A 25,599-nucleotide genomic window follows, 5' to 3' on the forward strand; every position below is an offset into this window, starting at 1 on the left:
CAACGATCAAAGCCGTCGCGCCAGTTTAACAAGTTCGTGCCTCCCAAAGCCAATGTATCACCTACACCTGCTCGTAACCGCCGGGCATGTCAGCAGTTCCATCGCTATTGCGACCGCGCTGAACGATGCAATCGTGTTGGGGCCATGATCGACAGGGCGGAGCACTGGCGAGCGCGGAAACTCGATACGACCGGTGTCCGAACACCTTCCCTGTTCACCATCTACGTGGCAAACTTGTCACCAAACCATACGCCTTGCAGCCAGCACGTTTCGAAATAGAAATTTCGACGTACGCGCCACTTGCTAGCGTCGGTTTTCGGTACTAGATCGCGCCGAGACGTGCATTGAGTCGTGAGGTCGCGGCTCCGTCTTCAGAAGTTCGCAAGGCGTCACATGCGTCTTCGTCGCCCCCCTTCTCTGCCCCACTTGCGTCATCCTTGCAGCGCCAAAGCGTCTCGCCATCGTTCGGGCCAGGATTATACCATTCACAGGCGTCCACTTCGGACATCCCGGATCCAGCGGCCGATTTTTAGCAGCGTTGCATCAGCACCCGACATGAGAGTTTTACAAGAGCAAGACGGAGCGGAGCCGAGGGAGGCAATCGACCACTCGCTTGTGCCGATGCCGCATGGCCCTAAAATGTTGATGCGAGATGGTCTCATGCAAAAGGCTTGTTCGTTCCTGATCCCGCTCTTCCCGCGTCGGCGCTCCTTCAACAGCGCAGCCAGAAAGGCGATCGCATGAACCTGTTTTCGCTTGGCTCCACTGCCCCATTCGTGGCGATGGCGCTCATCTTGGTCGTGTTCATCTTCTTTGTTCTCGACCGTTGCCCCCCCGAGGCAACGGCCTTCTGCGGAGCGGCCCTAGCGCTCCTGCTGGGCCTTGTCTCGACCGAAACGGTGCTTGCCGCCGTGGCGAACCCAGCTCCAGCGACGATCGGCGCGATGTTTGTGCTAAGTGCGGCGCTGGTCCGCACCGGCGCGCTGGACCTAGCCGTCGCTCGAATGTCCCGGCTTGCGCAACAAAGCCCCACGTTGGCTGTCGTCATTTTCTTTGTTACCGCCGCGTTGACTTCCGCCGTCATCAACAACACTCCGGTCGTCATGGTGCTCATCCCAGTGGCCCTGGGACTTGCCCGTCAGGTTGGCACAACATCCTCACGCCTCCTGCTTCCGCTTTCCTACATGGTTATACTTGGCGGCACCGTGTCGATGATCGGCACATCTACCAACCTTCTGGTGGACGGCGTCGCACAAAAGATCGGGCTTGCCCCATTCGGCCTGTTTGAAATCGCGCCACTGGGCATCGCGCTCGCTCTCTCAGGCGGTCTTTTCCTGGCCCTCGCGGGGCGTTTTTTGTTGCCTGATAGAGGCCCCACGGTCGCGGATCTTCCCCAACGCGGGCGCAGTTGGCTCGCTGAGCTGTTTCTGCCCGCCGGATCGCAAATGGTAGGGCGCCCGGTCAGCGAGCTTGAGACCAAGGTAGGCAGCGGGGGGCGGGTGGTCGATGTCATCCGAGGCGATGAATCGCTTCGAACGGAATTGAAGGCGTTGCGGTTCGAGGCAGGGGACCGTGTCGTCCTGCGCACCCGGGATGTGGAACTTATGGGCTTTCGGGACGGGATCGCATCCTGGCTCGCCATCCCCGGGGTGGAACCGGGCCGTGCGCGGCAAACGCAAGTGACCGAATTGCTCGTCGGCCGGCGAAGCCAGGCCGTAGGTCATACCCTGTCCGATATGCATCTGCGGCGCAGCTTTGGCGTCTATCCGATCGCGATCCACCGCGACGGCGAACACATCAGACGACCCAATGAAACCCGCCTCAGCGCGGGCGATTTATTGCTGGTTGACGGTGCCCCTTCGGATATCAGCCGGATGGCCGATGAGATCCGCCTTACCGTATTGAATCCGAATACGGTTCGCGCCTTTCGCCGCGCTCATGCCCCGATCGCAATCGGTGTACTCGCCCTGGTCGTAGGCCTTGCAGCCATGAACTTTGCTCCGATCCTACCCTTGGCGCTTTTGGGAATGGCGGTGGTTTTCGCCACCGGCTGCCTCGACATTCGAGAGGGCGTCGAGGCGATGGATGGTGGTCTCTTGCTCATGATCATATCGATGATCGTGCTCGGCTCAGCGCTTGAGGGAACCGGGGCGATGACCCTGCTCGTCGAATGGCTCGCTCCATTGCTCTCGGACGCGAGTCCGCTCGTGGCGTTGGCGCTGATCTATATCCTGACGTCCATTCTGACCGAACTCGTCACCAACAATGCCGTCGCCGTCTTGATGACCCCGATTGCCGCGGGCGTCGCCACCCAGCTGGGCCTTGATCCGCGCGGTTTCGTGGTTGCCGTGATGTTTGGGGCTTCGGCCAGCTTTGCCACCCCAATCGGCTATCAGACCAATACTCTGGTCTTTAACGCGGGCGGGTATCGGTTTTCTGACTTTCTGAGGATCGGGATTCCGATGAACATACTCGCAGGCGTCGTCACCGTGCTTCTGGTGCCGATCTTGTGGCCCTTGAACTGATCGAAGGTGCCTAGGCCGCTGTATCCCGCCAATGCTCTATCGCCTTGAGCAGCAGCGTTATCTGATTTGCTGGCACGGCTTTGCTGAACAGCCACCCTTGCACTTCCTGACAGCCTTCCGCACGCAGTTTAGCAAGCTGGTCGGAGGTCTCGACCCCTTCGGCCGTGGTGGCAATCCCTAGGCTGCTTCCCAAACCTATGATCGCCCGCACGATAGCCTGGGATTCGTCGTTGCCCTCGAGTTCACTGATGAAGGACCGGTCGATCTTGATCTTGTCGAAGGGAAACTTGCGTAGGTAGGCGAGCGAGGAATAGCCCGTTCCGAAGTCGTCCATGGCAATCCTGACGCCGAAGTGCCGAAGCCGCGCCAGAATGGTCAGGGTAGTATCGGTCTGGTTCAACAGCGCGGTTTCGGTGATTTCGAGTTCCAAGCGATCCGGTGTGAGCCCCGTACGGATCAACGTTTCCTCTACATCATCCACGAGCGCTTCGGTCGCGAATTGCGCAGGAGACAGGTTGACGGCGACACGAATTGTTTCCGGCCATGTTGCGGCGTCGGTGCAAGCGCGCGACAAGACATGGGCTCCGATCTTGTCAATCAACCCGATTTCCTCGGCCAGCGGGATGAAAACATCCGGGGGGATCTGTCCCCGCTCCGCGTGATGCCAGCGCGCCAAAGCCTCAAAACAGCGGACCTTGTTGGATTCGATATCCACAATCGGTTGATAGCTGACTTCGATATCCCCGTTTTCCAAAGCCGCACGCAAGTCTATCTCAAGCCGGCGCCGCTCCTGCATCCGTGCGTCCATCTCCCGCTCAAACAACCGAGCGACCCCGCGCCCGTCGCCCTTTGCACGATAAAGCGCAAGGTCCGCCGCCTTCATCAAGCCATCTGCGTCCGAGCTGTCATAGGGCGCAAGAGCAACACCGACGCTTGCGCCGATGACGATCTGATGACCGCTGACATGATAGGGCTGGCTCAGCGCAGTGATGACGCGGTTGGCCAGCGTGATGGGCATCTCCTCGTCGCCCTCGACAGGCTGCAGGATCGCAAATTCGTCGCCGCCCAAGCGCGCAACAACATCCGTCTCTCGCGTACTGAGTTGCAGACGCTCAGCCACCTGTATCAAAAGCTCATCGCCAACAGGGTGGCCAAGCGTATCGTTGACCGCCTTGAACCGATCCAGATCGAGACAATAAACCGCAAATTTCTGGCCGCGTTGCACCTGCTTCATGGCGTGGGCAATTTCGTCCCGAAAGCGTGATCGGTTCGGAAGGCCCGTCAAATCGTCATGGTGGGCCATATGCTCGATCCGCGCTTCGGCAAGCCGACGTTCAGTTATGTCCGAGAACGTGAAAACCCACCCGCCACTGTCCAGCGGAACCTGATTGACCGACACGACCCGGCCATCGCGTATCCTGTTGTAGTGGTGCCGCGGCTGGCTAGAGACGTGCTCGTCCGTCAGGTCAGCGACGACGAGATCAATGTCTTCGCCGGTAAAACTACCCGCGTCTTGCGCATGGCACATCAGGTCTCGCAGCGACATCCCGCGGTCGAAGACATCGGGGGAGAGATTGTAGAGGTCTGCGACCTGACGGTTGTTCACGACAAGGTTGCCCTCTCCGTCGAACATGCAAAGACCTTCAGACATGTTGTTGAGCGCGGCGTCTAGCTGTTGATTGCGCATGCCAATCTCAAGCTCGGAACGTTCAATGAGCGCTTCGCGAGAGGCACGAAGCTGTTCCATCAATCCGGCGAACTCGTTGGCCAAACGGCCGATTTCATCATTTCTGGACCTGAGCGAGCGAGGGATAAGATAGGTATCAAACGGGCGCATACTGGCCATCGTTCGGGTCAGTTGCATCGTTGGGGCGAGCATCAACCTATTGATCGCGATGAGCAGCATCGTCGTCACGGCGATGGCCGCGCCCAATCCAATAAGGGCCTGACGCACAGCATGTAGCAGCAACCGAGCCTTGAGATCGGTCGTATCCCACGCAATGGCAACAGCCCCCAAGACATCCATGTCCACATCGGAATTCGCAGGTGAGGCCAGTATGAACAGATCCCCGGCGGGGAGTTCTACCTGATGCCCCAAAGCCATGGCTTCTGCGGCGGCGGCCCGCAGTAGCTTTGCATCAAGGTCGGGACCAGGGAAGGTGGCAAAACTTTTCAGGCGAAGCCCGGAATGATCGAAGACTTGGAGCATCCCGATGCGCGCCGCAGTGTCGGTCCGCTCATCCTGCCGAAAAACAAGGTCGAAGAAGACGTGCTCCAGAAAGGCCTCGTCCCGCAGGGCAAGACCCCGCCGGGATTGCCCCGCGATAAGCTGAGTCTGATCTCGCACCGAGGCTTCGAGCAGATCGAGTGCGTGCCGGTACTCCGAGACGCTCTGGATCGTGATGATCGCGGCGAAAGCGACAGAAAGCCCACCCAGAAGTAGCGCCAGAACCTTGGCGCGCAGCGAGCCTGTCAGCGCCGCGATGGCGTCCCGGATTCCTCGACCCCGCATGCCGTATCAGTCCTTGATCTTGGCGACGGCGCCAGTGATCGGTTCGAGATAGATCTCAAGACGCTTGCCGTCATGGATCAATTTCACTTCGATGCAACCGTCCTCGATCGCGAGGACATGGCTACCGGTATATCCAAGTTCCAAAACTCGCGCGTGTACGGCCTCCTCGGTCATCCACTCGCTGCGAGGACCACCTTCACAGATATCCAAAGCGACAGCAGGACCGGCCAGAATGCAGAACGACAACCCAACAATTCCAAATCGACGCATGATTTCACCCACTTTTTACACCGGTTCAACTTAGTGAGGTGATCGCCAAGGGATCGTTAAGCTACGTGCCTTCTTGCAGTGGAATCTCCCTAAAATGCGTCGAAAGCCCCGCGTCACGGGACGGGGGCCTTCATCAAATCGCCAAGTGTTTTAGTGGTTCAGCTTACTGTGACTGCCGTTTGCTGGTTCTAGTCCGATCTCTAGGCCGCAACCTCGGCGCAGATACACGCACCCGCGTCGCTCATGTCGCTGATTTCCGAAGAGGAGTATCCAAACTCCCGCAGAACCTCGGCGGTGTGCTGTCCCAAAAGTGGTGCAGGCGCGGGGGTAACAGCAGGCGTTTCGGAATATTTGATCGGAAATCCGATACCCTGCACCCTGCCCGCCTTCGGGTGCTGCGTCTCCACGATCATCTGACGGGCCTGCGCTTGCGGATCGGCGTGCATTTCGCGCACATTCAATACCGGTCCCGCAGGAAGCCCCGCAGCTTCCATGCGCTCAAGCCATGTCTCCGTGCTCTCGCGAACTGTGTACCCCTCCAGCATTGCGGACAGCTCGGTCAGATTCTGCATCCGGTGGAGGTTGCTGTTGAAACGAGGATCGTCATTGAGCTGCGGCGCGCCGATCACCTCGAGAAAGCGCAACCAGTTTCTTTGATTTGCCGCGCCGACGTTGATCCATCCGTTGCTGGTCGGGAATGCCTGATAGGGTGCATTGAGCGGATGGGCCGATCCCATGGGGCCCGGCGCCTCCCCCGTGGCAAAGGCGATGGCCGATTGCCAATAGGTGAGCGTGATGCCCGCCTCGAAAAGAGATGTATCGACCACCTGCCCCTGCCCGGTCTGAAGCGCGTGAGCGTAGGCCGAAGCGCACCCCATCGCCGCCAGAATGCCCGCGGTAATGTCCGAAACCGGAGACCCCGTCTTGACCGGCGGTCGCCCTGGCCCCTCCCCCGTGATCGACATCAGGCCCGACATGCCCTGCGCGATCAGATCGAACCCCCCGCGATTGGCGTATGGCCCGGTGCGCCCAAAGCCCGAAATCGCACAATAGATCAGCTTGGGGTTCTTTGCGCGAAGCGCCTCATAGCCGAACCCGAGCTTCTCCATCGTTCCCATTCTGTAGTTCTCGATGACAACGTCCGCATCAAGCAACATGCGGTAGAGCGCCTCTCTGGCGGCGGGTTCCTTGAGATTGAGCGCCACGCCGCGCTTGTTTCGGTTCATCATCAGGTATGCCGCAGACTCCCCGCCGATGTCGGGGGGCAAAAATCGTCGGCTGTCATCGCCGTCGGGCTTTTCCACCTTGATGACATCCGCCCCCATGTCAGCCAACATAAGCCCGCAGGCAGGTCCGGCCATGATATGGGCAAGCTCGATGACCTTCATGCCCTTTAGCGGCCCTTGTGTCATTTGCCTCTCCAGATCGGTTTCGTCTTTGATAGAAATGCCTCACGCCCGGCTTCGAAATCCTCGCTCATGTATGCCTCCTTCACGAGGTCGGAATCGTCGGGCGCGGGCTCAAGCCGGTTGCGGCGCATCGCTTCCTTGATCGTGCGCAATGTGATGGGGGCCATCTCACCCAGATGCCGGGCAAGTTCGTCCGCCCGGGCCATGAGCGCGGCTTCATCCGGCAACACCTCGGAGATCAGACCGACCTCGCGGGCTTCCTCCGCGCCGACCAGTCGCGCGGTAAACAGGACCTCCCGTACCCGGCCCTCTCCCATCAACCCGGAAAGACGCCGTAGGTTGACTGCTGAAAGAGTGTTGCCGAGCGTGCGTGCAATGGGGAACCCGAACTTGAGATTGGCGGAGGCAATGCGGATATCACATGCCCCCGCGATGGAGGCGCCCCCACCTGTGCAGGCCCCGTTGATCGCAGCGATTGTAGGAACCGGGCACTTCTCGACGGCGGTCAGCACCGCGTCGATGCGCGCTTCATAATCAAGCGCGTCCTGCGGCTTCTCGAATGCGCGGAACTGCGTCATGTCGGTGCCAGCCGCAAAGGCCCGTCCGCCCGCACCGGAAATCACAACGGCACGAACCGATCTGTCCGTAGGAACTTCGGCACAGAGGTTTGCCAATTCCTCATACATGCCGAAGGTCAGCGCGTTGCGCGCCTCCGGCCGGTTGAACTGCACCCAGACAACGCCGTCCCTCGTTTCGCGTAATATCTCATTCATGCGTCACCTATAGAAATATTCGACGAGGAAGAGCGGCACAGCCGGCACATAGGTGCATAGGAACAGCACGAAGAGCAGGACACCCACGAACCAGATGTTGACCTTGGACACCTCCCAGATATTGGCGCGCGCCACCGAGCAAGCGGTGATGAGCACCGAGGCAACCGGGGGGGTCTGCTGGCCGATGGCGAGGTTGAGTGTCACCACGAGACCGAAGTGAACCGGATCAATCCCTGCCGCCGTGACCAGCGGTATGACGATCGGCACCACGAGTATGATCGCGGCGGCGGAGTGCAAAAAGAACCCGACGACAAGGAAGAAAACGTTGAGGATCAGCAGGATCGCCCATTGTTGCTGAGTAATCTCCAAAATCGCGGAGGCCATCTGTTGCGGGATTTGCGCGCGGGTCAGAAAGCCGCCGATCAGGACAGAGGCCGCTACGAGTAACATGACGACGGCCGTCTGGATGCCACCATCCAGCATGGCTTGACGCAGGTGTTTGAAGTCAACGTTGCGGTACCACGCAGCCACCACGATAGCGGCGATCACCGCAAGTCCGGCCGCTTCTGTCGCCGTCACGAACCCCCCGAAAATACCGCCCAAAATGATCACTGGCAGTGCGAATGCCGGCAAGGCATCCATGAAGGTTTCCCGCAGACGCGGCATGTTGAACGCTTCTTCGGTCGGCAGGTCATAGCGCCGCGCGAAGATGTAAGCCACGATCATGAGGCCCCCCGCGCCCAGCAAGCCAGGGACGACACCCGCAACGAAAAGTTGCTCGACCGAGGTGTTGGACGAGGCCGCATAGAGGATCATCGGGATCGAGGGCGGAATGATGATGGCGAGCGAGGCGGAGGAAGACGTCACCGCCGCGGAGAGCTCCTTGGAATAGCCCCGCTTCTTCATCTGCGGGATGAGGATGGAGCCCATGGCAGCCACATCCGCAACGGCAGATCCGGAGATTTCCGCGAAGAAAAGCGAGACGCCGATATTCACCATGGCAAGCCCGCCCCGGATGAAACCGATGATCGCGGAAACGAAGTTTATCAGCCTGTCGGTGATGCCGCCTGCGTTCATGATGGCCCCCGCCAGCACGAACATCGGAATGGCGATTAGCGAGAATTTCGTCGAGCCGTTGTACATATCGAGAGCGATATTCACGAGGCTGCCGGTGCCCTCGTTGAGCAACAGACCGATCACCCCAGCCATGGCGAGCGCGACTGCGATCGGCACGTTGATGCAGATCATGGCCACCATGGCGATGAAAATAAGGAACATCATCAGGCACGACCCTCATTCTTGGCGAGTTCCATCTCGACCTCTTCTTCGATTTCGGCGTGTTCCAGAGATATCCCCGCCTTTGTCTTGGCCCAGTAGTCCGGCAAGCTGAGCAGTTGGCCTAATATGAACAGGATGGCTCCGATGGGGATCACGGATTGCGTAAACTGGATGGGTACCCATGTCAGCGAGGTCAGCATCATGCCGTCAAGGATTGCGAGCACCTCGAACCCTGCCTTCGCCATGAGGACAAAGAACAAGATCACGATCCCTTCGCCCACAAGCACGGCGGGCATACGCACCGACGCAGGCAAGGCAAGAAGGACGGTGTCGAACCCGATATGGCTGCGCCGCAATGCCGCGAGGGCCGCGCCGTAGTAGGTGATCCAAGCCAGCATGATCGCGGCAACTTCATCGTACCAAGAGAAGCTGGCCCCCATGAGACGCGCGATGACGGCCACTATGACCGTCAAGGTCAGCAGGACCATTAGGGAAACGGTGAACCACTCAAGGAGGCTCCCGAGAACCCGGGCCAGTCTGTTTATCGTTGGCATTGAATGCCCCTGAGGATGGAGATGTAAAGAAAACCGGACCCCGAGGGGCCCGGTCTGATATGGCGCGCCGCTTAGCTGCCGCTGCCGAGTGCGAGGACGCGGTCGATCATCTCACCGCCGCCGTCGACCTCTGCCGCAAAGGCATCGTAGATCGGCTTGGATGCTTCGATGAAGGCGTCCTTGTCGGCCTCGTTGACCTCGACGCCGGCGTCCTGGATCACGCCAAGCAATTCGCTTTCGAGCGCCGCCGCATGCTCATAGGTGAAATCCTGCGTGCTCGCTGCGCATGTCTCGAGCTCCGCGCGGACATCTTCAGGCAATTGATCCCAATGCCGCTTCGAGGCGAGGATATAGGCTGGCGTGTAAACATGCCCCGTGATCGACAGGTAATCCTGCACCTCCTGGAATTTGGCCGACGCGATTTGCGCGTAGGGGTTTTCCTGCCCGTCGATCACACCCGTCTGAAGCGCGGTAAAGACGTCGGAGAATGACATCGGCGTCGGGTTCGCGCCGTATTCCTGGAACATCTTCACCCGCCACGCCCCGTTCGGTGTCCGTAGCTTGACGCCCTTCAGATCCTCGGGCACGGCGATGGGCCGCACATTGTTGGTGATGTGGCGAAAGCCGTTCTCGGCCAGACCGACGATGTGATAGCCGTTTTCGTGAGCGGCACCCTGAAACTCGTCCATCATCTCCGCCTGAACACGGCGCATGTGGTCGCGATCCTTGATGATATAGGGCATCTCAAAGATGCCAAAGGCATCATCCACCGACGACATGACCGAAGATGGCAGGGCGAACTGCGCCTGGCCCAGCTTGAGCTTTTGCAGCATTTCCTTGTCGGTGCCGAGTTGCGATGACCCGTAGGTCTGCATCTCCGCCTTGTCCCCGAGCGCAGCGTTCGAGCAGTCGCGGAAGTTGTCAGCGGTCGCCTCAAACAGCGATCCCGGCGCGCCGACATGCCCAAAGCGCAGTGTCATATCCTGGGCATGGCCTTGCCCCGCCAGAATGGCCGCGGTTGCCGCTGTCGCCAATACGTGTGTCAGTTTCATGTGGGTCTCCTCCCCTGGTTGGTTGTACCCGGTCGCGCCATCCCCCTCCCAAGGTCGCACGCCGGGCTTCTTGTTATTTAGTCCGAGCTTGTTCCCTCAGTTTCATTGTGCGGCGGCACGGGCCGCATCGGCCTCTGGTCCGAGCAGATCCATCGCCGCCAGCACACCGCCAGCCTGATACGGAATGCCCGCATCACGCAAACCCATTTCGACGCCCGCAAGCGTGCCGCACAACATGAGGTCGTTGAAATCGCCCAGATGCCCAATGCGGAAGACCTTGTCGGCCACCTTCGACAAACCATTGCCCAGCGAAATGTCATAGTTGGCCAGCGCAGTCGAACGGAACGCATCCGCAGAATGCCCCTCAGGCACCATCACGGCGGTCAGGACACCCGAATAGCAAGCCGGATTGGCGCAAAGCACCTCAAGTCCCCAATGCTGGACAGCGGCACGGGTCGCTGCGGCGTGACGCTGATGCCGGGCAAAGACATTGTCGAGCCCCTCCTCGTGCAGCAATGCAACCGCCTCGTTCAATCCATAGAGAAGGTTGGTCGCGGGAGTATATGGAAAATATCCCGTCGCGTTGGGCCCGGCCATTTCTTCCCATGCCCAATATGATTTCGGCATCGTCGAATTTTTGGCAACAGCGGTCGCCTTGTCGCTCACCGCGTTGAAGGACAGTCCGGGCGGCAGCATCAAACCCTTTTGCGATCCGGACACCGCAACATCGACGCCCCATTCGTCAAACCGGAAGTCGATCGAAGCAAGGCCGGAAATCGTATCCACCATCAGAAGCGCCGGGTGGCCCGCCGCGTCGATTGCCTTGCGAACCGCAGCGACATCCGTAACGGAGCCGGTCGATGTTTCGTTGTGAACGACGCAAACCGCCTTGATCTCATGCCCGGCGTCTTCCCGCAGCCGCGCTTCGATCGCCGCCGGATCTGCGCCCCCACGCCAATCTCCCTCGATAAAGATGGGGTTGATCCCCAATCGTTCCGCCAAGCCTTTCCAAAGGGTGGCAAAATGCCCGGTTTCGTACATCAGGACCGTATCACCCGGCGACATCGTGTTGGCCAAAGCCGCTTCCCAGGCGCCCGTGCCCGAGGATGGATAAATTACCACCCGCTGCTCGGTCTTGAAAATGGACTTCATCCCATCAAGCGCCCGCTGCCCCACTTCCGCGAAGGCTGGACCGCGGTGATCCATGACAGGCATGTCCATGGCCCGAAGCACCCGATCAGGTACATTGGACGGACCTGGGATCTGTAGAAAATGACGTCCGGCTGGCATCTCGGTCTCTCCTCCCGTGTCTCGCGGCGCTTGTCCGGGGAATCCCCTGCCGCCACGAATTTTCTTGAATTGAATTATGAATTCATTATCCAGTCAAGACAATTTCCGCAACGGCAGGGAGGGCCGGGAATGCTGGACGTGATGGGGCGCGGGCGGTTCGCAAGCGAAATAGAGGGGGAAATCCATTGGGATTCCTTCACCCGCGGTCGCTACTCCACCGATGCATCGATCTATCAGATCATGCCCGCCGGCGTTGTTATTCCCCGGCGTGCGGAGGACATCTCGGCGGCTCTTACCCTCGCCCGTACCGAAGGGCTGCCCGTTACCATGCGAGGTGGGGGCACATCGCAATGCGGTCAGACTGTCAATTCAGGCCTGATAGTCGACTGCTCGCGGCACCTGACAGGGATTCTGGAACTGGATATCGAAGGTCAGCGCGCTGTGGTCGAACCGGGCATCGTGCTTGATGATCTCAACCGCCACCTGAAACCTCATGGGCTGTGGTTCCCGGTGGATGTCTCGACCGCCTCCCGTGCGACAATCGGGGGTATGACCGGCAACAACTCCTGCGGATCGCGCTCGTTGCGGTATGGCACCACACGGGACAACGTGATTTCGATTGCCGGCTATCTGGCGGACGGTAGCTCCTTTCGTGTTTCCGAAGGCGTTCATGAACTGGCGGGGCGTGACCTGCATGAGCGTATGACCGCCCTCGGCGCGCGCGAAGCGGACGAAATCGCGGCCCGCTTTCCCGACGTTCAGCGCAGGGTTGGCGGGTACAATATCGACGCTCTGGTTCCCGGCTCGCCGCTAAACCTTGCTCATCTTCTCATCGGGTCCGAAGGGACCTTGGCAGTGTCGACCGCAATCGAGATCCGCCTCTCCCCCCTGCCACCTTCGGAAAAGATCCTTGGGGCCTGTCACTTCCCCACATTCCGCGCGGCGATGGATGCGGCTCAGCACCTCGTCGCGCTCGGGCCCACTTCGGTGGAACTGGTCGACAGCACGATGATCGACCTCGCTCGGTCCATTCCGATGTTCCGCAAGACGCTGGAAAGCTTTGTGAAAGGCACACCCGCCGCGCTGCTGCTCGTGGAATTCGCCGACAGCCCAGAGGAGAACGACCGCAAGGTTTCCGCCCTCCACGATACGATGGCATCACTCGGCTTCGGGTTCGGCAATGGGGGCGCCAAAGAAGGTGGAGCAGTCGAAATCCGTGACGGTCGCCTCGCCGCCGAAATCGGCGAAGTGCGGAAATCCGGCCTGAACATCATGATGTCGATGAAAAGCGCGGGCAAACCTGTGTCCTTTGTCGAGGATTGCGCCGTCCCTCTCGCCCATCTGGGCGACTACACGGACCGGCTCACGGCGGTCTTCCGCAAGCATGGCACGGAAGGGACCTGGTATGCGCACGCATCGGAAGGCTGCCTGCACGTTCGCCCTGTGTTGAACCTCAAGCTCGAAGCGGACGTCAAAACCATGCGGGCCATCGCCGAAGAGGCGTTCGACATGGTCAAGGAGTACAAGGGCTCGCACTCCGGCGAACATGGCGACGGCATCGTACGGTCGGAATTCCACGAGAAGATGTTCGGCACACGGATGGTCCGTGCCTTTGAAGAGGTGAAATCGGCATTCGATCCAGACGGCCACCTGAACCCCGGCAAGATCGTCCATCCGCCAAAGATGGATGACCGCAGCCTGATGCGCTTCCCCCCGGACTACACCTTCGACGACCGCGAAACCGGGCATGACTGGTCCGATTGGCAAGGGGCCAGCGGCGGCCTTCAGGGTGCCGTGGAAATGTGCAACAACAACGGCGCCTGCCGCAAGCTCAAGGGCGGCGTGATGTGCCCGAGCTATCGCGTGACGCGAAATGAACGCGACGTGACGCGCGGGCGGGCCAACACGCTTCGGCTGGCCCTGTCCGGGCGGCTTGGCAAGGATGCCCTTTTCAGCGACGAGATGGCAGAGACGATGAAGCTTTGCGTTGGCTGCAAGGCGTGTCAGCGCGAATGCCCTACGGGCGTCGATATGGCCAAGATGAAAACCGAAGTGCTGTATCAGCGCGGCCAGAAACTCGGCTGGTCAGTGAAGGACCGCCTGATCGCCGAGATGCCCCGTTATGCCGCCTTCGCCGTCGCGGGTCGGGGGTTGTTCAAGATGCGCAATCATTCGCGGATCGTGGCGGCCCTCGTCGAGCGAATGCTCGGCTTTGCGCGGGATCGCTCGCTGCCGGAGTTTCGTGGCAACTTCTTCCGAGACGCAGAAATCGCACCAATTGGCGGTGACGCGGGTGAGGTCGTTCTCTTTGCCGATACGTTCAACCGCTGGATGGAGCCGGATATTCCCAGAGCCGCAGTGAGAGTACTGCAACGGGCAGGGTATCGGGTCATCGGACCCGCGGCGACAGAACGGGCGGCCCGCCCTCTGTGCTGCGGGCGGACCTATCTCGCGGCTGGCATGATCGACAAGGCGCGTGCAGAAGCTCGCAGGACGCTTGAAACCCTACTCCCACATATTCGCGCGGGCCGCCCCGTCATCGGGCTCGAACCCTCCTGCCTGCTCACGCTCCGCGATGAATTCCGCACGCTGCTGCCCGGCCCCGAAGCGGACGAGCTTGCCGAAAACGCCTTTCTCTTTGAAGAATTCGTCGCACGCGAACAGGCCGCCGGGCGGTTCAAGCTCGAATTACGCGAAACGGTGGAACGCGCCAAGGTCCACGGCCATTGTCACCAGAAGGCCGCCGGCGTCATGGGCGACATGGATGCCGCTCTGGGTGCCCTGCCGGGGCTGGACGCGACCACTATCGAAACAAGCTGTTGCGGGGGTGCGGGTGCATTCGGCTATGATGCGGAAACCTCGGAGGTCTCAAAAGCCATGGGCGAACTCTCTCTCTTTCCTGCGGTACGCTCGGCCGATCCCGGTACGTTGCTGATTGCCAACGGCACCTCCTGCCGTCATCAGATCGCCGATGGCACGGGCCGGCGCGCCTTGCACATTGCAGAGCTCTATGACCGGGCAAGTGAGGTGGCATCATGAGCCTTCAGCCGACGCAGCACCCCATCTCGGCCCCACTGGAGCGCAAGGCTCTTGCGGTCGAATTGACCGATATGCTCCGCGAAATCATCCTCGAAGGGGAACTGAGCCCCGGCGAGAAGGTTCCGGAAAAGGCTCTGACGGAGCGTTTTGGCGTTTCTCGAACCCCGTTGCGAGAAGCAATGAAGGTTTTGGCGGCCGAAGGTCTCATTGATCTTGTTCCGAACAGAGGGGCCTTCATCGCAAGTCAGACCGAAGAGGAACTGAGCGATCTTTTCCCGGTGCTCGCCTCACTGGAGGGCCTCGCGGGAGAACTTGCAGCTGCCGCCGCGAGCGAGGCACAGATCGCAGAGATACGCAGGCTGACGCAGGCCCTGCGCACCTCGCACGAGGAAGCCGACAGGCCGACCTATTTCGCGATCAATCAGGCGATCCATGCCGCGATACTTGAGGCGAGCGGCAACGAATGTCTTCGGCGCACCCATGCGTTGGTCGCCTACCGAATTCAGCGTGCACGTTATCAGGCGAACTTGACACAGCGCCGCTGGACCGAAGCTGTGTCGGAGCATGAGCGCATTGCGGAGGCGTTGGTCGCCCGCGATGCCGGGGGGCTGGGGCAGTTGATGAAGGCGCACATGCTCAACAAGCTGCATTCCATCATCGCCGGCTAGGTATGGAACCCGCGCTTGGCGGGTTCCATCAGTAGATCAGACGGCGCTTTCACGCACCGCATCGTCAAGCGCGGCCTCAAAAATGGCCAAGCCTTCATCAATGATCGCATCGGACGCAGTGAGCGGAACCATGATCCGAAGTGCGTTTCCGTGCATGCCACAAGACAGCAGGATCAGACCACGCCTGAGAGCGTGCGCGATGATCGATTTCGTGAGGGCCGCATCCGGCGTTGCGGTCTCAAAGTCGGTCACGAACTCCACCGCCAGCATCGCGCCCAACCCGCGAATATCCCACATGCGGTAGGGAGCGGTACGCGCACCGATTTCCGCAAAACGTTCCCGGAACCGAGAGCCCATGGCCGCCGACCGCGCCAGAAGGCCCTCGGCTTCGATTGCCTCGATCGCTGCGAGCGCTGCTGCGCACGCCACCGGGTTACCCCCATAGGTGCCGCCGAGACCGCCGGGCGCGAGCGCATCCATGACCTCGGCGCGTCCGATCACGCCGGCGACGGGATAGCCACCCGCCATGGATTTGGCCACGGTGATAAGGTCGGGCGCGACACCGGAATGCTCGATGGCAAACCACTTGCCCGTCCGGCCGAACCCGGCCTGAATCTCGTCTGCGATAAGCAGGATGCCATGCTTGTCACAGATTGAGCGCAGGGCGCGCCACATTTCCGCAGGTACGGGCAGATACCCGCCCTCCCCCAGAACCGGCTCCAGAATGATGGCGGCGATGCGCGACGGATCCGCATCGGTGAGCATCAGAGTTTCGAGGCCCTTCAGCGCATCCTCAACAGTCACGCCTGTGCGCGTGTCCGGGAATGGCGCACGGAAGATATCCGACGGGAACGGGCCGACGTCCTTCTTGTACGGCGATACCTTTCCGGTGAGGCCAAGCGTGAGAAGGGTACGCCCGTGATACCCGCCGGTGAAGGCGATGACACCGGGGCGGCCCGTCGCTGCACGCGCGATCTTCACAGCGTTCTCCACCGCCTCGGCACCAGTCGTTACAAGAAGCGTCTTTTTGGCGAAATCACCCGGCGCGAGCGCATTCAGCTTCTCGGCTAGCGCCACATAGGGCTCATAAGGAACGACCTGAAAGCTGGTATGCGTATAGAGGTCTTCCTGCGCCTTGGCGGCGGCTACGACGGAAGGATGCCGATGCCCGGTGTTCAGGACCGCAATGCCACCCGCGAAATCAATGTACCGGTTCCCCTCGACATCCCAAAGCTCCGAATTCTCGGCGCGTGCGGCAAAAACCGGGGCGGCGGAGGCAACCCCGCGCGGCACGGCAGCCTCGCGTCGGGCCAGAAGGTCGGCATTGGTCTGCCCGGCAATTGCCGGTGCAGGCTGTGCCGCGGCTTTCCCCTTGCGGGGGGTCGAACGGCGACGGGGAGTCTTGGTTTTGGCTTCGAGGGTCGACATAGCACGCTCCGCAAAATACACGATTAGTATTATTATTGACCGATGATTATAATTGTCAACGGCACCCAGAGGCGCCTACCATACAAAATATCGTTGAAGTATTGACCATCTTGCGAAACCTGCGCTTAATTTTCCTATCAGGCGCTAAACTTAAAGGGGCAGCAGGTGGATATTGGCGGTCGTCTAAGGCAGGTTCGAGAAATGCGGGGCATGTCGCAACGTGACCTCGCGGGCCGTTCCGGTATGACCAACGGGGCCATATCTCTCATCGAACAAAACAAGAGCAGCCCCTCTGTGGCGTCTCTAAAGCGTCTGCTGGATGCCATCTCCATGTCGCTCTCTGATTTTTTCGCCGATGTCGAAGACGCCGGATCGCCGAAATATTTCTATGCCGCGGACGAATTCGTGGAACTGTCCCCTCAGGATGCCGGGCTGGGCGCCGGGGCATCCCGCGTTTCGCTTCGGCAAATCGGCGATGCCTCGCGCCATACGTTGCAGGTGCTGCACGAAACCTACCCCCCGGGGGCGGATACCGGGCCAGACCTGCTCTCGCACAATGCGGAAGAAGCGGGAGTGGTCGTGTCCGGCATCATCGAAATTACCGTGGACGATCAGGTGCGCATCCTGAACCCCGGCGACGGCTATCTTTTCGACAGCAGACTGCCTCACCGTTTCCGCAACATCGGGGAAGTCGATTGCGTGATCGTCAGCGCCTGCACACCACCGACCTTCTGAGGGATTAACGATTTACTGTTGGAAGATTGGAACTAGATGATAACGTCGTCCATAGGGGAAACCGGAGCGATGGACGTCGAGTGAGGCCAAGCGCATCACAGAACGACAATTCGACGGACGCGCCCGCTTGTGGTGTGCCCGGCGCTGGAGCCGGCGCGGAGTTGTGTACAGATTGGCCGATCCGGGAGGCAAATTTTTGGAGACGAATAACACATGACCCCCTTCGCGATTGCCGGCATTCAAATGAACGTCGCCGCGCTCACATCCAACGTAGAGGCGATGCGGCACAGGATCGAGATCCTGATGGCCCGCTTCCCATGGACCCAGATGGTCCTTTTCTCGGAGCTTGCGCCCTACGGCCCGTTGGATCGCTTCGCCCAGCCTTTTCCGAACGACGCCATTGCGCAGTTCCAAGAAGATGCTCGGCGCTATGGTATCTGGCTCATCCCCGGTTCCATGTTCGAAAAAACCGCCGACGGCCGCATTCTGAACACCTCCGTCGTAATCAACCCACTGGGTGAGATCGTCGCGCGCTACTCCAAGATGTTCCCGTTCAAGCCCTATGAGGCGGGTATCTCCTCCGGGACGGATTTCTGCGTCTTTGACGTTCCAGAAGTGGGTCGCTTCGGGCTGTCCATTTGCTACGATATCTGGTTCCCCGAAACGACGCGGCAACTGACCAGCCAGGGTGTTGAGGTGCTGCTGCATCCGGTCCTGACGGGGACAACTGACCGCGAGGCGGAAATCTCAATTGCACGAGCCACTGCGGCGCAGTTCCAGTGCTATGTCTTCGATGTGAACGGCCTCGGCGCGGGCGGCGTCGGACGCTCCCTCGTGGTGGATCCAACTTCACTCGTCCTGCATCAATCGGCCGGACAGGAAGACATGTTCCCCATCGAGATCGACCTCGATCTTGTACGGCGACAACGGGAAGCCGGGCTCAAGGGCCTTGGACAGGTTCTCAAGAGTTTCCGCGACCGTGAAGCGGATTTCCCCATCTATGACCGGACCAGCGGGGCGGATGCCTATCTGCATACACTCGGCCCACTCCAGACCCCGCATCAAGGCTCGAACGCCGGGGTGAACATGGCGGACCCACGCACCGCGCTCGCAGCCGACAGTCCCGGCGGAGCGCCAACCGATCCGATCCCCATGTTCAAGCGGATCGCAGGCACAGAATAAGTTCTGCCGGGCGCCTCCCGGCGCCCGGAAACGACGTAAGGGAGGCGACATACATGAATGCGCAGGCAGGAGATGGAAAGCTGCTTTCCATCGGGGATTACTACAGTGCCACACAGCTCAGAGCGGACCGGTGGAGCACCCTGCGGGAAACGGCGGAATCGCTGCATGTTCATGGAATAGAGGGGCGGCAGGGGAAAAAACTTCTAGCAACGGCCGAAGCTCTCTTTGCTGCCCTGGAGCCGATCGAGCTTTACTGGGCTTTCCCCGGAGCCCATGCCTTTGAGCATCTTCGCCGTATGCTCGAACAGCGCAACATCGATGAACTTTCTCAGGCCATTCGGCGCGTCGCGCGTGCGCTGACCTCCGGGGCCTATCGCCGGCGTACCATCCCGATTGGCGGTGAAGATCACGAAGAGGATTTCGAGGACGAAAGCGCACTGCCGCTAGAGGCACGAGCCCTCGGCCGCCCATACTTCGAAGTGCTGATCGTCGACAATGTCAACGAACACCAGGAACGCTTCCTGCGGAACAATCTCATCCGTATGCGCCGCCCAGAAGATCCTTTTATCTATGAGCCGGTGATCGTTCCGAGCCTCGAAGACGCTCTCATGGGCATTCTTTTCAATCACAACGTACAGGCTGTTGTCGTCAGGCCGGGGCTATCGCTCAAGTCGCGCAACGACCTTGCCCTCCTCAAGCAATACCTGAGCCGGGTTGGCGACGGAGAGGACGTGGACGGGCTTCAACCCAGTGACTATGGCCCCGAGGCATGCCGCCTTATCGCCAAGGTCCGGCCAGAACTCGACGCATACCTGATTACGGATCGTTCCGCCGAAGACATTGCCGGGCTCGATCTCGGCCGTTGCCGCCGGGTGTTTTACAATCAGGAAGATTTCCTCGAGTTGCACCTCAACATCCTGCGCGGCGTGAACCGACGGTACAAAACCCCCTTCTTCACTGCGCTCAAGGAATACTCCAAGCAACCTACCGGCGTCTTCCACGCGATGCCCATCAGCCGTGGCAAGTCGATTTCGCGCTCTCACTGGATTCAGGATATGGGCGCATTCTATGGTCCCAACATCTTTCTCGCGGAAACCTCCGCAACCAGCGGCGGCCTGGACAGTTTGCTGGAGCCAAGGGGCCCCATCAAGGAAGCACAGGAATACGCCAGCCGCGCTTTTGGCTCCAAACAGACCTTCTTCGCCACCAACGGCACATCGACCTGTAACAAGATCGTCGTTCAATCCCTGATCCGACCGGGTGATATTGTTCTGGTCGACCGAGATTGCCACAAGTCGCACCACTACGGGATGGTGCTGTCGGGCGCGAATGTCGTCTATATGGACAGCTATCCCCTGCACGAATACTCGATGTACGGTGCCGTTCCCCTGCGGGAGATCAAGCACACGCTTCTGAAGCTGAAGGCCCAAGGCAAACTCGACAGGGTTCGCATGGTGCTGCTGACCAACTGCACCTTTGACGGGCTGGTCTATAACGTGCAGCGTGTCATGGAAGAATGTCTCGCCATCAAGAAGGATCTGATCTTTCTGTGGGACGAAGCGTGGTTCGCTTTTGCCCGGTTCACGCCGACCTACCGTCAGCGAACGGCGATGGGCGTCGCCAACCACCTACGCGTAGCGCTACGCACGCCGGAAGCCGCCGCCGCTTGGCAAGCGCAGCAGACGGAACTGGAGGGCGCGGACGATGAAACGTTGCTCAACACTCGCCTCCTGCCCCCGCCGGATGCGCGCGTCCGGGCCTATGCCACGCAATCGACCCACAAGACACTGACATCGCTGCGGCAAGGATCGATGATCCACGTCAACGATCAGGATTTCAAAGGCGAAGTGGAGCAATCGTTCCACGAGGCCTACATGACGCATACCTCGACCTCTCCGAACTATCAGATCATCGCCTCGCTTGACGTGGGACGACGGCAGGTGGAGCTTGAGGGGTTCGAATTCGTTCAGCACCAGATCGAAAGTGCCATGGCGATCCGCCGAGCCGTGGCCAGCCATCCCACGCTGCAAAAGTATTTCAAAGTGCTGACCGCCGGGGACATGATCCCCGAAGAATTCCGCGAGAGCGGTGTCAAAAGCTATTTCAATGCTGAGGAGGGATGGTCCGACATCTGGGATATCTGGACCCGCGATGAATTCGTCCTCGACCCGACCCGGGTCACCCTCGCGGTCGGTGGGACAGGTTGGGACGGCGATACCTTCAAGACCCAGATCCTGATGGATAAATACGGCATCCAGATCAACAAGACCTCGCGCAACACCGTGCTCTTCATGACCAACATCGGCACGACGCGCAGTTCGGTTGCCTATCTCATCGAAGTTCTGGTGGAGATCGCCAACGACCTCGACGATCTCTTGGACGACGCCTCCAAGATGGAGCGGCGCTCATTTGAGAACAGGGTCAAGGCACTGGTGGAGCACGTCCCCCCCCTGCCCGACTTCTCGCGCTTTCACGATGCATTCCGCAGCGGACCTGACTCACCCGAGGGGGATATCCGAACCGCGTTCTTCCTCGCCTATGACGAAGAGAACTGTGACTATCACGCCCTCGATGACCGATTGATGGATCTGCTGACGAGCGGGGAGGAACTGGTTTCGGCCTCGTTCATCATTCCCTACCCGCCCGGCTTCCCCATCCTCGTTCCCGGTCAGGTGATCAGCCCGGAAATCCTGTCGTTCATGCGCGCGCTCGACGTCAGTGAAATCCACGGCTACCGCCCCGACCTAGGGCTTCGGGTCTTCACCCCGGAAGCACTGAATTCCCTGCTCAAGACCTGATTTCGAGACCAGAAAGAGGACATATATCATGCCCAAGAAGACCTTGAAGAACATTTCGGAAATCCGTCGGTACTTCCATACCAACTCTGATCCGATCTACTTCGTCTCGGCCACCAACTTCAATCTGCTCGGTCTCGATGAATGGGTGAAGAACTTCACCTACATCTGCTACATGGATTGCTTCGACGGGCGGCATCCGAACGTCTTTGTTCCGTCCGAAATTCCCCATGATGAGTTCCAGTCCATCGAGGACATCAACAACTATCTGCTGCAGCACAAGGAAGTGGTCGATCTGGTCAAGCGGCGCGGCGGCAAACCCAAGTTCGTCTTTCTGATGTTCGACGAAAAGACCGAAGCCCTTGCCAAGGAACTGGGCGGTACCGTCTGGTTCCCGAAGGCAAAGCTGCGGACCAACATGGACAACAAGATCGAGACGGTCCGCATCGGCAACAAGGCGGGCGTGCCCTCGGTGCCCAACACGTTGTCGGTGGTGGAGGACTATGAGCATCTGAAAGAGATCTGCGACAAGGCCAACCTTGGAAACGATCTGGTGCTGCAATCCGCATTCGGTGATAGCGGCCATACGACCTTCTTCATCAAGTCTGAGGCCGATTTCCGCAAACATGAGCATGAAATCGTCGGAGAGGGCGAAATCAAGATCATGAAGCGGATCGACTGCCGCGGCTCTGCGATCGAGGCCTGTGCGACGTCGGAAGGGACGATTGTGGGTCCGTTGATGACGGAACTGGTCGGGTTCAACGAATTGACGCCCTATCGTGGCGGGTGGTGCGGCAACGAAATTTTTTCGACGGCCTTCCCGCCCAAGGCGCGCCAGAAGGCCCGCGAGCTTACCTTCAAATTCGGGGAGCAGCTTCGCAAGGAAGGCTATCGCGGCTACTTCGAGCTTGATTTCCTTATTGAAAAGAAGAGCGGAGAAATCTGGCTTGGGGAGTTGAACCCGCGTATCACCGGCGCGTCGTCCATGACCAACCACGCGGCATTCGCCCATGCCGATGCCCCGCTCTTTCTGTTCCACTTGCTGGAATTCTCAAAGAAGCCCTTCACGCTCGATGTGGGCGAACTCAACGATCGCTGGTCCGATCCGGACATGATCGACAGTTGGTCACAGATGGTCATCAAGCATACGGACGACTCCGTTGATATCGTCACGGACGCGCCGCAATCGGGCATCTACAAGATGCGGGAGGATGGCCGCGTCGTGTTCGACCGCTTCGATTATCACCGCCGCGCCGTGGGAGAAAACGAAGCCTTCTTCCTGCGGATTTCCAATGTCGGGGATTATCGCTATGAGGGGGCTGACCTTGGCATCCTCGTCAAGCGCGGTCGGTCCATGACGAACGCGTTCCAGCTCACCGAAGAATCCAAGCGCTGGATCCACGGGATCAAGAATGCCTTTTCCGCGCGTCCATTGCCCTCCGCCACGGCACTTCAGGAGCCGGCGTTCAAGATCATGTAGCAATGCCTCTGACTTTCCGCGCGCTTTCAGAAGATAAGCCCGGCCCGAAATGGGCCGGGCTATTCGCGGCTTACTGGCCCGCTTATGCGCGCTGGTGGTCCCGCGAAGGGTTGACTGGTCGGCCCACCTATCTGGAATGCAATCGCGCGATCAAAACCCATATGCCGGAGCTCCTTCCTCTTTACGAGGAACTTTGCGAACTGGCGGGCGGCGGCGACATGCAGGCCCGGTTCCTGTCGTTTTTCGGCCCTCCACGCTATCTCGCGGGATGCAGTCAGGCGATCTGGCCGGGCGATGAGCCTATGCTGGTGAGAAATTACGATTATGCCCCTTCCGCCTTCGACGCCGTGGTTCTGCGGACCCGGTGGCAGGGGCGCGGTGTCATCGGGACAAGCGACGGGCTATTCGGTCTTGTAGACGGGATGAATGACGAGGGACTCGCCGTCTCGCTTACCTTTGGGGGGCGCCCGCAATATGGGCGGGGCTTCGGCGTTCCGCTCATTCTGCGCTATGTCCTGCAGACCTGCGCGACAACCGCCGAGGCCGCCGAGACGCTGGCCCGCATCCCGTGTCACATGAGCTATAACGTGACCGTCATCGACGCCGCGCGCAACTTCGTGACCGCCTATCTCGCCCCAGATCGGCCCGCCATCCTGACCCACGCGGCCGTGGCCACGAACCATCAGGAACGGGTGGAATGGTCAAGCCATGCACGCTTCACTGCCACGGTGGAGCGAGAGCGCTACCTGTTGCAACGGCTGACCTTGCATCCAGAAACGCAGGAAAAGTTCATTCGTGCCTTTCTGCGTCCGCCGCTCTACTCAACGGCCTTCGATGCAGGTTTCGGCACCCTCTACACAGCCGCCTATCGACCCGCGCAGGGGCAACTGGAACTCTTCTGGCCCGACAGTCGCTGGACCAAGAGCTTTGAGAATTTCGAGGAGGACACACGCGAGCTTGTTCTCCCCGGCGATATCGCAACGCCCATAGGCTAGCGCCCCTTGAACAGCCCTCCAAGGATACCGCGGACAAGCCGACGGCCCGTGGTTCCAGAAAGCTCCCTCAAAACAGCCTTGCCGAGTGCCTCGCCGATGCCGGCGGGCTGGCGCTTGCTGCGCGAACTGGAGCGGGAGACCCGCGGGCCGCTATAGCGGCGACCTGCGCTATAGTCTCGGGCCGCGGCTTCGGCGTCTTCCTCGCGCGCCTCCGCCTCTTCGGCGGCTTTCGCGGCAATGGCCGCGCGTTCGGCAAGCATTTCATGCGCGGAATGCGAATCCAGTTCCGCCTCGTACTTCCCTGCGACAGGGGAGGCGTCGATCACATGGCGCCGCGCCGTCTCATCCAGTGGTCCGAGCTTGGAGGACGGAGGCCGTATGAGGGTACGCTCCACAATGCCCGGAACACCTTTCTTCTGAAGCATGGAGGTGACCGCTTCGCCGACGCCAACCTCGCGGATCGCCGCCTCCGTGTCGAACCGTGGGTTTTCCCGGTAGGTCTCGGCAGCCATCCGAAGCTCTCTGCGATCCCTCGCAGTAAACGCGCGGAGGGCATGCTGAATGCGATTACCGAGTTGCCCTAGAATGTCTTCAGGGACGTCGCCGGGATTTTGCGTGACGAAGTAGACACCGACCCCCTTGGAACGGATCAGGCGCGCCACCTGTTCAACCTTGTCGACAAGCGCCTTAGGGGCGTCGTCAAAAAGCAGGTGTGCCTCATCAAAGAAAAAGACCAACTTCGGCTTGTCTGGGTCACCGACCTCCGGCAATTCTTCGAAGAGTTCCGACAAGAGCCAAAGCAGAAAGGTCGCGTAGAGCCGGGGGGAGCCCATGAGTTGATCGGCGGCGAGAATGTTGATCCGCCCCCGCCCCGCATCGTCGGTGGCCATGATATCACTGAGCGCGAGCGCAGGCTCTCCAAAGAACCCCGCGCCCCCCTGATTCTCTAGCACCAGCAACCGCCGTTGAATCGCCCCGATGGATGAGGTCGAGACATTTCCGTAGCGGAGCGACAATTCCCCCCGGTTCTCGCCGATCCAGACAAGCAGGGAACGCAAGTCTTTCAGATCCAGAAGCGGCAGACCTTCTTCGTCAGAGAGACGGAAGGCAATATTGAGGATACCCTCTTGGGCATCAGAGAGGTCGAGTAGGCGCGAGAGGAGCAGCGGACCCATTTCGGCAATCGTCGTGCGTACCGGATGGCCCTGTTTGCCGAAGAGATCCCAGAAGGTAACCGGGAAAGCATCATACTGCAGTTCAAGCCCGATGGTGGCCGCTCTCGACACGAAGGCTTCGTGCAGCTTGAAATCTTCGGACCCCGCCGCCGCCAGCCCCGATAGATCCCCTTTTACGTCCGACAGAAAAACCGGCACCCCAGCTGCCGAGAACCCTTCGGCGAGGATTTGGAGCGTCACCGTCTTGCCGGTCCCCGTCGCGCCCGCGATGAGCCCGTGACGGTTGGCGTAATTCAACGCGAGATGCTGCGGCTCTCCATAGTCCTCGCCGCCGCCGCCCAGAAAAACACCATCGCTCATCACTTCTCTCCTCAGTCCGCATCAGACCCAGACAATACATTGTTAACCTACCTGCGCTAGACAGGTTTTGTCCGGGCCT

18 protein-coding genes are annotated in these 25,599 nt (G+C 60.0%); 8 read left to right on the forward strand and 10 right to left on the reverse strand.

What is annotated here, in order from left to right:
* The first annotated feature begins 740 nt into the window (after positions 1 to 740).
* Entirely contained in the window at positions 741 to 2,525 is a 1,785-nt protein-coding gene (locus BM234_RS09565) for an SLC13 family permease (RefSeq protein ID WP_092063842.1), read from the forward strand.
* 10 nt (positions 2,526 to 2,535) lie between these two features.
* On the opposite strand, the gene BM234_RS09570 is transcribed toward BM234_RS09565, so the two are convergent.
* The 8 genes from BM234_RS09570 to BM234_RS09605 form a co-directional block, all read right to left on the reverse strand.
* A complete protein-coding gene (locus BM234_RS09570; protein WP_092063845.1) occupies positions 2,536 to 5,037 on the reverse strand; it encodes an EAL domain-containing protein in 2,502 nt (833 codons plus the stop codon).
* Between the two features lie 6 nt (positions 5,038 to 5,043).
* Complete coding sequence (locus BM234_RS09575; RefSeq protein ID WP_092063848.1) at positions 5,044 to 5,307, reverse strand: PepSY domain-containing protein; 264 nt, start codon at positions 5,305 to 5,307, stop codon at positions 5,044 to 5,046.
* 200 nt (positions 5,308 to 5,507) lie between these two features.
* On the reverse strand, positions 5,508 to 6,719 hold the full coding sequence (locus BM234_RS09580; protein ID WP_092063851.1) for a CaiB/BaiF CoA transferase family protein: 1,212 nt from the start codon (positions 6,717 to 6,719) through the stop codon (positions 5,508 to 5,510).
* Positions 6,716 to 7,489 (reverse strand): enoyl-CoA hydratase/isomerase family protein, encoded by a 774-nt coding sequence (locus BM234_RS09585; RefSeq protein WP_092063854.1) that lies wholly within the window; start codon positions 7,487 to 7,489, stop codon positions 6,716 to 6,718. Before BM234_RS09585 ends, BM234_RS09580 begins: the two co-directional genes overlap by 4 nt.
* A gap of 3 nt (positions 7,490 to 7,492) precedes the next feature.
* Positions 7,493 to 8,773, reverse strand: a complete 1,281-nt coding sequence (locus tag BM234_RS09590; RefSeq protein ID WP_092063857.1) for a TRAP transporter large permease — start codon at positions 8,771 to 8,773, stop codon at positions 7,493 to 7,495.
* A complete protein-coding gene (locus BM234_RS09595) occupies positions 8,770 to 9,321 on the reverse strand; it encodes a TRAP transporter small permease (protein ID WP_092063860.1) in 552 nt (183 codons plus the stop codon). The genes BM234_RS09590 and BM234_RS09595 overlap by 4 nt, the downstream gene beginning before the upstream one ends.
* A gap of 71 nt (positions 9,322 to 9,392) precedes the next feature.
* The gene (locus BM234_RS09600) at positions 9,393 to 10,373 is read right to left on the reverse strand and encodes a TRAP transporter substrate-binding protein (RefSeq protein ID WP_092063863.1); all 981 of its coding nucleotides are present in this window, start codon (positions 10,371 to 10,373) and stop codon (positions 9,393 to 9,395) included.
* Between the two features lie 102 nt (positions 10,374 to 10,475).
* The gene (locus BM234_RS09605; RefSeq protein WP_092063866.1) at positions 10,476 to 11,663 is read right to left on the reverse strand and encodes a pyridoxal-phosphate-dependent aminotransferase family protein; all 1,188 of its coding nucleotides are present in this window, start codon (positions 11,661 to 11,663) and stop codon (positions 10,476 to 10,478) included.
* Positions 11,664 to 11,792: 129 nt separating this feature from the next.
* On the opposite strand from BM234_RS09605, the gene BM234_RS09610 reads away from it, so the two are divergent.
* Both BM234_RS09610 and BM234_RS09615 read left to right on the forward strand, forming a co-directional pair.
* On the forward strand, positions 11,793 to 14,702 hold the full coding sequence (locus BM234_RS09610; RefSeq protein ID WP_092063869.1) for an FAD-binding and (Fe-S)-binding domain-containing protein: 2,910 nt from the start codon (positions 11,793 to 11,795) through the stop codon (positions 14,700 to 14,702).
* Positions 14,699 to 15,370: a GntR family transcriptional regulator gene (locus BM234_RS09615; RefSeq protein ID WP_092063874.1), complete on the forward strand. Its 672-nt coding sequence runs from the start codon at positions 14,699 to 14,701 to the stop codon at positions 15,368 to 15,370. The genes BM234_RS09610 and BM234_RS09615 overlap by 4 nt, the downstream gene beginning before the upstream one ends.
* A 36-nt stretch (positions 15,371 to 15,406) precedes the next feature.
* On the opposite strand, the gene gabT is transcribed toward BM234_RS09615, so the two are convergent.
* Positions 15,407 to 16,798, reverse strand: a complete 1,392-nt coding sequence (gene gabT / locus BM234_RS09620; RefSeq protein ID WP_092063877.1) for a 4-aminobutyrate--2-oxoglutarate transaminase — start codon at positions 16,796 to 16,798, stop codon at positions 15,407 to 15,409.
* Positions 16,799 to 16,963: 165 nt separating this feature from the next.
* Between gabT and BM234_RS09625 the strand changes: the two genes are divergently transcribed.
* The 5 genes from BM234_RS09625 to BM234_RS09645 all read left to right on the forward strand — a co-directional run bounded on the left by BM234_RS09625 (position 16,964) and on the right by BM234_RS09645 (position 23,985).
* A complete protein-coding gene (locus BM234_RS09625; protein ID WP_092063880.1) occupies positions 16,964 to 17,533 on the forward strand; it encodes a cupin domain-containing protein in 570 nt (189 codons plus the stop codon).
* A 213-nt stretch (positions 17,534 to 17,746) separates the two neighbouring features.
* On the forward strand, positions 17,747 to 18,715 hold the full coding sequence (locus BM234_RS09630) for a carbon-nitrogen hydrolase family protein (RefSeq protein WP_092063883.1): 969 nt from the start codon (positions 17,747 to 17,749) through the stop codon (positions 18,713 to 18,715).
* A 53-nt stretch (positions 18,716 to 18,768) separates the two neighbouring features.
* Positions 18,769 to 21,513 (forward strand): aminotransferase class I/II-fold pyridoxal phosphate-dependent enzyme, encoded by a 2,745-nt coding sequence (locus BM234_RS09635; protein ID WP_092063886.1) that lies wholly within the window; start codon positions 18,769 to 18,771, stop codon positions 21,511 to 21,513.
* Positions 21,514 to 21,541: 28 nt separating this feature from the next.
* Positions 21,542 to 22,990 (forward strand): biotin carboxylase, encoded by a 1,449-nt coding sequence (locus BM234_RS09640; protein WP_092063889.1) that lies wholly within the window; start codon positions 21,542 to 21,544, stop codon positions 22,988 to 22,990.
* Between the two features lie 2 nt (positions 22,991 to 22,992).
* Complete coding sequence (locus BM234_RS09645) at positions 22,993 to 23,985, forward strand: C45 family autoproteolytic acyltransferase/hydrolase (RefSeq protein WP_175501244.1); 993 nt, start codon at positions 22,993 to 22,995, stop codon at positions 23,983 to 23,985.
* On the opposite strand, the gene BM234_RS09650 is transcribed toward BM234_RS09645, so the two are convergent.
* Positions 23,982 to 25,520, reverse strand: a complete 1,539-nt coding sequence (locus tag BM234_RS09650; RefSeq protein WP_092063892.1) for a helicase HerA-like domain-containing protein — start codon at positions 25,518 to 25,520, stop codon at positions 23,982 to 23,984. The genes BM234_RS09645 and BM234_RS09650 overlap by 4 nt on opposite strands.
* Between the last annotated feature and the right edge of the window lie 79 nt (positions 25,521 to 25,599).

Source organism: Poseidonocella pacifica (genome assembly GCF_900111875.1).
Lineage (GTDB): Bacteria > Pseudomonadota > Alphaproteobacteria > Rhodobacterales > Rhodobacteraceae > Poseidonocella > Poseidonocella pacifica.

Excerpts from the sequence above, each read along its gene's own strand:
- BM234_RS09565 (WP_092063842.1), top strand. The coding sequence starts at position 741 with ATGAACCTGTTTTCGCTTGGCTCCACTGCCCCATTCGTGGCGATGGCG.
- BM234_RS09570 (WP_092063845.1), bottom strand. The coding sequence starts at position 5,037 with ATGCGGGGTCGAGGAATCCGGGACGCCATCGCGGCGCTGACAGGCTCG.
- BM234_RS09575 (WP_092063848.1), bottom strand. The coding sequence starts at position 5,307 with ATGCGTCGATTTGGAATTGTTGGGTTGTCGTTCTGCATTCTGGCCGGT.
- BM234_RS09580 (WP_092063851.1), bottom strand. The coding sequence starts at position 6,719 with ATGACACAAGGGCCGCTAAAGGGCATGAAGGTCATCGAGCTTGCCCAT.
- BM234_RS09585 (WP_092063854.1), bottom strand. The coding sequence starts at position 7,489 with ATGAATGAGATATTACGCGAAACGAGGGACGGCGTTGTCTGGGTGCAG.
- BM234_RS09595 (WP_092063860.1), bottom strand. The coding sequence starts at position 9,321 with ATGCCAACGATAAACAGACTGGCCCGGGTTCTCGGGAGCCTCCTTGAG.
- BM234_RS09600 (WP_092063863.1), bottom strand. The coding sequence starts at position 10,373 with ATGAAACTGACACACGTATTGGCGACAGCGGCAACCGCGGCCATTCTG.
- BM234_RS09605 (WP_092063866.1), bottom strand. The coding sequence starts at position 11,663 with ATGCCAGCCGGACGTCATTTTCTACAGATCCCAGGTCCGTCCAATGTA.
- BM234_RS09610 (WP_092063869.1), top strand. The coding sequence starts at position 11,793 with ATGCTGGACGTGATGGGGCGCGGGCGGTTCGCAAGCGAAATAGAGGGG.
- BM234_RS09615 (WP_092063874.1), top strand. The coding sequence starts at position 14,699 with ATGAGCCTTCAGCCGACGCAGCACCCCATCTCGGCCCCACTGGAGCGC.
- gabT (WP_092063877.1), bottom strand. The coding sequence starts at position 16,798 with ATGTCGACCCTCGAAGCCAAAACCAAGACTCCCCGTCGCCGTTCGACC.
- BM234_RS09630 (WP_092063883.1), top strand. The coding sequence starts at position 17,747 with ATGACCCCCTTCGCGATTGCCGGCATTCAAATGAACGTCGCCGCGCTC.
- BM234_RS09635 (WP_092063886.1), top strand. The coding sequence starts at position 18,769 with ATGAATGCGCAGGCAGGAGATGGAAAGCTGCTTTCCATCGGGGATTAC.
- BM234_RS09640 (WP_092063889.1), top strand. The coding sequence starts at position 21,542 with ATGCCCAAGAAGACCTTGAAGAACATTTCGGAAATCCGTCGGTACTTC.
- BM234_RS09645 (WP_175501244.1), top strand. The coding sequence starts at position 22,993 with ATGCCTCTGACTTTCCGCGCGCTTTCAGAAGATAAGCCCGGCCCGAAA.
- BM234_RS09650 (WP_092063892.1), bottom strand. The coding sequence starts at position 25,520 with ATGAGCGATGGTGTTTTTCTGGGCGGCGGCGGCGAGGACTATGGAGAG.